Source organism: Streptomyces sp. ISL-36, assembly GCF_018614205.1.
Lineage (GTDB): Bacteria > Actinomycetota > Actinomycetes > Streptomycetales > Streptomycetaceae > Streptomyces.
In genome coordinates, this window is the sequence record NZ_JAGGOS010000068.1 from 156,334 (window position 1) to 164,432 (window position 8,099).

An 8,099-nucleotide genomic window follows, 5' to 3' on the forward strand; every position below is an offset into this window, starting at 1 on the left:
GGAGGCCTCCGGCGGAGCCCGCCGGGTTCAGCTCGCGGGCGGGGTGAGCACCACGAAGTCCGCGTTCCACGGGTCGATGCAGACGGCCAGTCGGCCGACGCCCTCCGCGTCCTCCGGTCCCATCTGCACGCTGCCGCCGTTCTCGGTGACCTTGGCGACTGCGGCGTCGCAGTCGGTGACGTTGAACACCGGGTGCCAGTACGGGCGTCCGCTCGTCAGGGCGAGGTCCTCCTTGGAGAGCTCCATGAGGCCGCCGTGCATGCGGTCCTCGGGAAGCCCGGAGGGGGTGATGAGGGAGTACGTGCCCCCGCCGCCTGGCAGCTCCATGTCACTGAACTGCCAGCCGAAGACGCCGCCGTAGAACTCTTTCGCGCCCGCGGCGTCGGTCGTGAACAGCTCGGTCCAGGACAGCGAGCCCGGCTGGTCCACCAGCTCGACGCCGTTGTTCGTGCCCGGCTGCCAGACGGCGAACTGACCTCCCAGCGGGTCGCTGTACTGCGCCATGCGGCCCCACTCGTCGAGGTCCCTCGGGGCCACCCGCACCGTGCCGCCGGCGCGCTCGACGGCCTGGGTCGTGGCGTCCGCGTCGTTGACGCAGTAATAGATCATCCAGGCCGAACGGGCGCCCTGCTCGGTGAGCTTGCCGAGGCCGGCGACGATCTTGCCGTCCTTGCGGAACATGCCGCCTTCCATGTCCCCACCCCCGCCCATGGACTCGTAGTCCCATCCGAGCACCGTGCCGTAGAAGGTCGCGGCGGCAGGGACATCGGGGGCGCCGAGGTCGAGCCAACAGGGTGAACCGGGGGCGAAGTCCGTGGTGATCACGGTGATGATTCCCTTCCGTGGATCCTATGTGGACCCAGCGTGACACCAGGCACTGACATTCGCCCGTCGACCGCTGATCGACGGCCTCGGTGGTCGGGGTGCCCCCGGAGTGGGACGCTGAAAGCGGGACCTGTGCCGACGAGCTCGGGAGGACCGAATGGGTCGCGACGTCCCGGCGCTGGTCTTCACGCGTGACGACCGTCGCCAGTTCCGGAACAGGTTGCACACGTGTCTCGAAGTGTTCGCCCGGATGCTGCGGGAGTCGCGGTTCGACTTCGAGCGCCCGCAGGTCGGACTGGAGATCGAACTGAACCTCGTGGACGGCGCCGCCGAACCTGCCATGCGCAGCACGGACGTCCTGGAGGCGATCGCGGACCCCTCCTGGGCGAGCGAGCTGGGCCGGTTCAATCTGGAGATCAACATCGCGCCGCGGCAGCTCACCTCCGGCGGCCCCGACTCCTGGGAGCAGGAGATCCGGGACGCCCTCAACCACGCCGAGGAGAAGGCCGCCGCGATCGGCGCCCATCTGGTCATAATCGGGATTCTGCCGACGCTGGAGCTGAAGGACGTGGGTCTGGCATCGCTGTCCGACAATCCGCGCTACCACCTGCTGAACGAGCAGATCTTCTCCGCACGGGGCGAGGACCTGTTGATCTCGGTCGAGGGGGTGGAGAGGCTGCGCACCTACGCGGACACGATCACGCCGGAGGCGGCGTGCACCAGCACCCAGTTCCACCTGCAGGTCTCACCGGACGAGTTCGCCGACCACTGGAACGCAGCGCAGGCCATAGCCGGGGTGCAGGTGGCGTTGGCCGCCAACTCCCCGTTCCTGTTCGGCAAGGAGTTGTGGCGCGAGACGCGTATTCCGCTCTTCGAGCAGGCCACCGACACCCGGCCGCACGAGATCAAGGTGCAAGGAGTGCGGCCCCGGGTGTGGTTCGGCGAGCGGTGGATCACCACCGTCTTCGACCTCTTCGAGGAGAACGCGCGGTACTTCCCGGCCCTGCTGCCGCTGTGCGACGACGAAGACCCGCAGGAGACGCTCGAACGCGGCGGGACCCCTGGACTGGCCGAGCTCACCCTGCACAATGGGACGATCTACCGCTGGAACCGCCCCGTCTATGCCGTTGTCGACGGCGTACCGCACCTGCGGGTGGAGAACCGGGTGCTGCCCGCGGGTCCCACGGTGGCGGACGTACTGTCGAACGGCGCCTTCTACTACGGCCTGGTCCGCGCCTTGGTCGAGGAGGACCGGCCCGTCTGGTCACGGATGTCGTTCTCGGCCGCGGAGGACAATCTGCACGCCGCGGCCCGGCACGGAATCGACGCGCAGCTGTACTGGCCCGGAATGGGTGAGGTTCCGGCGACCGAGCTGGTGCTGCGGCGCCTGCTGCCGCTTGCGCACCGCGGGCTGGAGCGGATGGGCATGGACGCGGCCTGGCGGGAGCCGCTGCTGGGCATCATCGAGCAGCGGTGCGTCAACGGCCGTAACGGCGCGGTGTGGCAGTCGGAGATGTTCCACCACCTCCACGACATCGCCCACATGGACCGGCACCAGGCGCTGAGGAGGATGACCCACCAGTACATCGACTTCATGCACTTGAACGCTCCGGCGCACACCTGGCCGGTCGACTGACCCCACCCGCATGTCAGGGGGCACCATGACGGATCCCGTCCATGTCGCGCGGTTCCACGGCTGGTTCCACCTGGTGACCGGCGCCTGGCCGCTCGTCCACCGGCGCAGCTTCGAACAGATCACCGGCCCCAAGGTGGACGTGTGGCTGCTACAGACGGTCTCCGGGCTGCTCGTCACCATCGGCTGGACGCAGATCCGAGCCGCCGAGGCCGGAGTCGCACCCGCCCGTGGCCTTGCCCGACAGCTCGGCACACTGACCGCTTCCACTCTGCTCGCGATCGACGTCGTCTATGCGACGCGTCGCAGAATCCGGCCGGTGTACTTCCTCGACGCGGCGTTCCAGGTCCTGTGGCTGACCGCCTGGTACCGGAGCGGGAAACCCGAGAACCCGGACAAGGCCTGAGGGCTGTCCCGGCCGGCCGGTGAGCGGCCGACCGGGACGCGGGCTCAGGCGAGGTCGAACCGATCGAGGTTCATCACCTTGTCCCACGCCGCCACGAAGTCGCGCACGAACTTCTCTCCCGCGTCCTGGGACGCGTAGACCTCCGCGACGGCCCGGAGCTGGGAGTGCGAACCGAAGATGAGGTCGACGGCGGTGGCGGTCCACTTGACCTGGCCCGTGGCGTGATCGCGGCCTTCGAACACGTTCTCGGCCGAGGCCGACGCCTTCCACTCCGTGCCCATGTCGAGCAGGTTGACGAAGAAGTCGTTCGTCAACGTCTCCGGCCGGTGGGTGAAGACGCCGTGCGGGGACCGCTGGAAGCCGGTGTTCAGGGCCCGCATGCCGCCGATCAGAACCGTCATCTCGGGAGCGGTCAGCGTCAGCAGGTTGGCGCGGTCGAGCAGGAGGGTCTCCGGCGACAACTTCTCGCCCGCCCGGAGGTAATTGCGGAACCCGTCGGCGGACGGCTCGAGCGCCCCGAACGACTCCACGTCGGTCTGTTCCTGCGAGGCGTCCGTGCGCCCCGGTGCGAACGGGACCGTGATGTCGTGCCCGGCGTTCTTCGCGGCCTGCTCGACGGCCGCGCACCCGCCCAGGACGATCACGTCGGCGAGCGAAACCTTCGTTCCGCCGGCCTGAGAGCGGTTGAAGTCCTGCTGGAGCTGCTCGAGGGTCCGCACCACCTCGGCCACCTCGGGCAGGTCATTGACCTCCCAGTCCTTCTGCGGCGCGAGTCGGATCCGTGCCCCGTTGGCCCCACCACGCTTGTCGGTGCCGCGGAAGCTCGCCGCCGACGCCCACGCGGTGGTGACCAGTTGGGAGATGGACAGACCCGAGGCGAGGATCCTGCCCTTGAGGGCGGCGACGTCCTCGTCGGTGACCAGCTCGTGGTCGACCTCGGGGACGGGGTCCTGCCACAGCTGCGGCTCGGGAACCCACGGGCCGAGGTAGCGCGAGAGGGGCCCCATGTCGCGGTGCAACAGCTTGTACCACGCCTTGGCGAACGCCACCGCGAGCTCGTCCGGGTTCTCGTGGAACCTCTTCGTGATCGGCCCGTAGATCGGGTCGACCTTCAGCGCGAGGTCCGTCGTCAGCATCATGGGAGCGTGCCTCTTCGACGGATCATGGGCATCCGGCACCGTGTCCCTGGCCGAAGGGTCCGTGGGAGTCCACTGCTTCGCGCCGGCGGGGCTGGTGGTCAGCTCCCACTCGTACCCGTACAGGTTGTCCAGGTAGCCGTTGTCCCACTTCGTCGGCTCGGTGGTCCATGCGCCCTCCAGCCCGCTGGTGAGCGCGTCGGCGCCCTTGCCGCTGCCGTACGTGTTCCGCCAGCCGAGGCCCTGCTGCTCGAGGGGGGCGGCCTCGGGTTCCGGGCCGATGTACGCGGGATCGACCGCACCATGGCACTTGCCGAAGGTGTGGCCGCCGACGATGAGCGCGACCGTCTCCTCGTCGTTCATCGCCATACGCCCGAACGTCTCGCGAACGTCCCTCGCGGCAGCCATCGGATCCGGATTGCCGTTGGGCCCCTCCGGATTGACGTAGATGAGTCCCATCTGCACGGCGCCGAAAGGACCGGTGAGTTCCCGGTCGCCGCTGTAGCGCTCATCTCCGAGCCAGGTGTCCTCGGGCCCCCAGAAGATCTCCTCGGGTTCCCAGATGTCCTCTCGCCCGAAGCCGAACCCGAATGTCTTGAACCCCATCGATTCCATGGCGCAATTGCCGGCGAAGACCAGAAGGTCGGCCCAGGAGATCTTCCGGCCGTACTTCTGCTTGACCGGCCAGAGCAAACGGCGCGCCTTGTCGAGGCTCGCGTTGTCCGGCCAACTGTTGAGGGGGGCGAAGCGCTGCGCGCCGGAGCCGCCCCCGCCCCGGCCGTCGGCGATGCGGTACGTTCCCGCGGCATGCCAGCTCATCCGGATGAACAGCGGCCCGTAGTGCCCGTAGTCGGCGGGCCACCAGTCCTGCGACGCCGTCATCACCTCGAAGACGTCCCGCTTCAGGGCGTCGAGGTCGAGAGTCGCGAACTCTTCCGCGTAGACGAAGTCCTCACCCATCGGACTGGACTGAGGCGAATGCTGGTGGAGAACCTGAAGGTCCAGCTGATTCGGCCACCAGTCCCGGTTCGTCCTGGGGCGCGTCGCCGTGGGGGTCGGGGAGGGGATTACCGGGTTCTCGCTTTCGCTGCCGGACAATGCCGTCCTTCTTCCTGTCTCGGTGTTTCCTTCTTGCTGGCTGCCTGCACCGCGACCCGCACTCGTAGCGCGCCGTGCGCCCGCCGGCCGGCGAGAACCTGCCCTCAAGCACGACGCCGATGGTCGAGCGTGTGTCGGCGTCCGTATGGTCGCGCACCGCAGACCGCACTGCTACGAGAACACGCAGAGCACCCCCGCATAACCGGCGCGCAAAGCCGAAGTCGTCCGGGTCCGGTCAATAGGCGACCGATCAACCCCTCATCGGAGCGGGAATTGTTCGACGTCCCGTTGTGCGTCTCACGCCTTTCCCGCCGTACGGCCGACGAGGTGCACGCCCGCCCGGCGCGGCCGTCTTCCCGAGATCTCCCGGGCGACCCGGCGCCCTGCCGCTCAGAGCCCGGCGACTCTGGCGCTCGCCGACAGCTCGTAGACCAGCGTGACCGTACGACGGCCGCCGGGCGGAAGGGCGACGTCCCAGCGGGCGATGCCTTCGGCGTCGAGCACGGCGGGCGCCGGCGAGCAGGCTTCCTTGCGCAGGCGTACCTCCACCGCTGAGACCTCCGAGACCGGAATCCGCTCCCGCAGGACGACCACCCGTTCACCCCGCTCCCCGGGAGCGGAGAAGCGGGACAGGTGGAGCCGGACCGTGCGGGTGACCACGGTCCGCTGGGTGATCCCGGCGGACTCGCGGGACTCCTCGGCCTGCCGGACCACCCGATAGTCGTCGCAGCTGCCGAAGGCGAGCTCGACGGGCGCGCCGGGGGAGGAGAAGTCCAGCGTGCCGCGGCCGCTGAAGCCACTACCGCGCACCAGGTCCACGGGCCCGGCGAGCAGCGCGTGGCCGGACAGGTTGTCGAACCGCACCACCTGGGTGACCAGCGGGGACAGCTCGGCCGAGCAGGCGTTCTCGCTGCTCGCGGCCGTGGTGAAGGCGGAGAGCGGCACCCGGTGGGCGCGCCCGTCTCCGGGCACGGAGACCGGCGCGGGGGAGTGCAGCACCCGTGCCTCGCCGCCGTCGTCCACCCCCGGCAGGCCGAGCACCGGGGCGGGACCGAGGTCCCCGATCTCCTCCTCGCGCAGCTCGACGTCGACCGTGCGGCGCTCCGCGGCGGAGCGGTCCTTGAGCGTCAGCCTGTCCTCGCCGAGGCGCGGTGGATCGGTGGCCTGCGCCGACCGGGCCGTCGACAACGTCAGCCGTACGTCCGACCAGTCCTCGCCCGTACGCTGCCAGACCATCGCGTCGGTCTCCAGCGTCAGCGCGTCACCGTCGAGCACGGCCCGGTACGCGGGCCGCCACAGCGCACACGGGGTGAGGTGGCTCAGGCGCAGCCCGACCGGCCCGGCGACCTCGGCCTCCACGGTCAGCTCGATGTGGCCGAGCAGCTCGGGGGGCTCCTCCTCGGTGAGGTCCATGGCCCGGTGGGTCTCCCCGAGCTCGACGGCGAGGGCGGTCAGCCGGGCCTCGACGGTGCGGAGCTGTTCGCCGTACGTGTCGCGCTCGTCGTCCACCCGCTCCAGTTCGCGGGCCCAGCGGGGCCCCTCGGTCTCCCCGGAGCCCGCGCCCTCGCCTATCTCCCGCAGCAGATCGGCGGTGAGGCGGCCGAGCAGGTCGAGACGGGCCAGCAGCCGTTCGCGTCGCTGCTCCAGGGCGAACCGTTCCTCGTCGAGGGTGTGCACACGATGGCGCAGGGCGGAGTCGTCGTCGGCGGACGGCGACGGCCCGCGCGGCGTCCAGGTGCGGACGATTCGCACGTCGAGCACGGTCGCCGGGTGATCGGAGGTCAGCTCGGCATGGAGGGTACGGTCCACGGCCAGCGCACTGACCGGCCCGAGACGCAGCCTCTGGACCCCTGCCTCCAGGTCGAGCACGACGGCGCGCTCGATGTGGGCACGGTCCTCCAGGCAGGTGACGGCGGTGACGGGGAGAGCGATCGGCTTCGGTGCCGTGGACATGGCGTGTGTCAGCTCCTGCGGTTGCCGCCGACCAGGGCCTTGCCGGCCGGGATACGGATCTCGTAACCGCCGTCGAGTGCGGCGGTGCCACCGGCGGGCAGGTCCACCCGCCAGACGCGCGTGCCCGGGGCAAGGTGTTCGGGCCCCGCGCCGTCATCGAGCGCCGTCCAGTCGGCCCGTTCCTCGATCCGGACGTCCGGTTCGGAGGTGACCGGCACCCGCTCACGGACCTCGACGGTGGCGGGCCTCGCGAGCCGGTTGGCCAGCTCCACGTGGATGCGGTGGTCGAGCACGGTGGTGTTGTTGCGCAGACCGGCAGTCGACTCCTGCAGATTCGTACGGCGGGTGACACGGATGCCCTCGGCCGGCCCGAGCCCCACCCTGCGGACACCGCCGGGGGCGAGCGTGGGCAGTGCGGCGGTCAGAAGGAAGTCATCGTCGACGGTGACCTCGACCGGACCGGCCAGCAGCGCCTGGTCGGTGGCGTTGGAGATCACCAACGTCGCGTACACGGTCTGCTCCACGGAGGGCACACAGAGGTACTCGGTGCGCAGACCGACCGGGATCTCGGCGACGGTGACGGTGTGCCAGGTGCCGTCGGACGGAACGTCGGCGCGGGCGGTGGCATCGAAGCGGTGGTCGAAGGAGCCCGCCGACTCGCGCGGACGCACGGCGTGGCCGGGCAGCGGCAGCGTGGCCACCGCTTCGGCTCGGCGGCGGTGCTCGGCCGCCACCGCGTCGAAGGGAGAGCCGGGAAACAGCCGGCCTCTGCGACCGCCCTGCTCGTCGGGGCCGCACAGGACGAGGGCGGCGTAGTCGAGTTCGGCGCCGCTCGGCCGGGGCGGCCCGGCCGCCGGTTCCGGTACCGCGGCCGCGGCCGAAGAAGGTGGCGGCGCGGCCTGGCCGGGAGCGGCAGGTGCCAGGGGAGCGGGGGCCCCGGCGAAGGACCTGTCGGCGGTACGCGCCCTGCCGCCCGGTCGCGACGGGGCCTGCTGCGCTGGGGCGGGCATCCCGCCGTAGCCCTGCGGTGCGGGCGGCGGCGGTGGCG

Annotated in this window: 6 protein-coding genes; 2 read left to right on the top strand and 4 right to left on the bottom strand. The window is 70.4% G+C overall.

Features of this window, described 5'->3' with window-relative positions; genetic code table 11:
- Nucleotides 1–27 precede the first annotated feature (27 nt).
- On the bottom strand, nt 28–825 hold the full coding sequence (locus J7E93_RS18955) for a VOC family protein (RefSeq protein ID WP_215071003.1): 798 nt from the start codon (nt 823–825) through the stop codon (nt 28–30).
- A gap of 157 nt (nt 826–982) precedes the next feature.
- Between J7E93_RS18955 and J7E93_RS18960 the strand changes: the two genes are divergently transcribed.
- Nucleotides 983–2,461: a glutamate-cysteine ligase family protein gene (locus J7E93_RS18960; protein ID WP_215071005.1), complete on the top strand. Its 1,479-nt coding sequence runs from the start codon at nt 983–985 to the stop codon at nt 2,459–2,461.
- A 25-nt stretch (nt 2,462–2,486) separates the two neighbouring features.
- Nucleotides 2,487–2,864 (top strand): hypothetical protein, encoded by a 378-nt coding sequence (locus tag J7E93_RS18965; RefSeq protein WP_215071007.1) that lies wholly within the window; start codon nt 2,487–2,489, stop codon nt 2,862–2,864.
- Nucleotides 2,865–2,908: 44 nt separating this feature from the next.
- Here J7E93_RS18965 and katG read toward each other — a convergent pair whose 3' ends face one another.
- The 3 genes from katG to J7E93_RS18980 all read right to left on the bottom strand — a co-directional run.
- Entirely contained in the window at nt 2,909–5,098 is a 2,190-nt protein-coding gene (gene katG / locus J7E93_RS18970; RefSeq protein WP_215071009.1) for a catalase/peroxidase HPI, read from the bottom strand.
- A 390-nt stretch (nt 5,099–5,488) separates the two neighbouring features.
- On the bottom strand, nt 5,489–7,051 hold the full coding sequence (locus J7E93_RS18975) for a DUF4139 domain-containing protein (protein ID WP_215071011.1): 1,563 nt from the start codon (nt 7,049–7,051) through the stop codon (nt 5,489–5,491).
- 8 nt (nt 7,052–7,059) lie between these two features.
- Nucleotides 7,060–8,099 (bottom strand): DUF4139 domain-containing protein (locus J7E93_RS18980; protein WP_215071013.1); only part of this gene is annotated, 1,040 nt, incomplete at its 5' end.

What these genes read in the sequence shown, in the direction of transcription:
- J7E93_RS18975 (WP_215071011.1), bottom strand. Translation starts at nt 7,051, where the DNA reads ATGTCCACGGCACCGAAGCCGATCGCTCTCCCCGTCACCGCCGTCACC.
- J7E93_RS18960 (WP_215071005.1), top strand. Translation starts at nt 983, where the DNA reads ATGGGTCGCGACGTCCCGGCGCTGGTCTTCACGCGTGACGACCGTCGC.
- J7E93_RS18965 (WP_215071007.1), top strand. Translation starts at nt 2,487, where the DNA reads ATGACGGATCCCGTCCATGTCGCGCGGTTCCACGGCTGGTTCCACCTG.